Origin of the sequence: Chromohalobacter sp. HP20-39 (assembly GCF_033052815.1) — a bacterium.
In the GTDB taxonomy this organism is placed as follows: Bacteria; Pseudomonadota; Gammaproteobacteria; order Pseudomonadales; family Halomonadaceae; genus Chromohalobacter.
In genome coordinates this window covers 1-426 of record NZ_JAWHTP010000181.1, presented here as the reverse complement: position 1 = coordinate 426, position 426 = coordinate 1, and the positions used below count along the sequence as shown (strand labels likewise).

The window sequence follows — 426 nt, the reverse complement described above, 5'->3', positions numbered from 1 at the left end:
CCAATGGCTTGCCAATCATTTTCATGCATGCCGTCTCGGGCTCGCGCCACCTGCGCCACCCTGATGACGGCATCTTGTATGAAGAAGGGATGCGGCTCATCATTCCTGAGCGGCCAGGTATAGGAGACTCCGACCCATTGCCCGGCCGGCGCGTGCGGGATTGGCCGAAAGACGTCGCCGCACTTGCCGATCATCTGGGCCTGCAACGGTTCGTGGTGCTTGGCCATTCCGGCGCGGGAACGCCCTACGCGCTCGCGACCGCGCAGCACTTGCCCGATCGGGTGCGCGCCCTCTATCTTGTTGGAGCGGCTCCGCCGATCGAGCATCTCAAGGATCTCAAGCATTTTTCCGACCATTTCCGCATGATGATCCTGGTCGCGCGATACTCCCCCAATCTCCTGCCTCCGCTATTGCGGGTCTCGATTC

At 61.7% G+C, this 426-nt stretch carries 1 protein-coding gene; it reads left to right on the top strand.

Going from position 1 to position 426, the window contains the following annotated elements:
* The coding region (locus RVY79_RS17530; RefSeq protein WP_317465768.1) for an alpha/beta hydrolase at window positions 1–426 on the top strand (426 nt) is incomplete at both ends.